General features: G+C 57.4%; 1 protein-coding gene. It reads right to left on the minus strand.

What is annotated here, in order from left to right:
- Nucleotides 1-47: 47 nt before the first annotated feature.
- On the minus strand, nucleotides 48-242 hold a 195-nt coding region (locus tag KVT36_RS32035; protein WP_217607487.1), incomplete at its 5' end, for a hypothetical protein.

Raw genomic sequence — 242 nt, forward strand, 5'->3', positions numbered from 1 at the left:
CGGCCTGTAGGATCAACCTCACCAATAGCAATATCCAACTTCCCACCCTAGAAGGAGCTTCGTGCAGCGCCCGGTGTTCCCGGGTAATTACCGGGACCAAAGCGGAGGCTGCCACCGTAAAAATTCCCTGCTGCATCATAGGTAGCGGAAAACCCCCAGTTATCGCCCGGGGCGCCGGGGGGGGTAGAAAATACATGGGGGGGGCCTATTACCGGGGGTTCCTTTCCATAATAATCCCCCCT

The sequence above is a fragment of the Chitinophaga sp. GbtcB8 genome, assembly GCF_019091455.1.
Lineage (GTDB): Bacteria > Bacteroidota > Bacteroidia > Chitinophagales > Chitinophagaceae > Chitinophaga.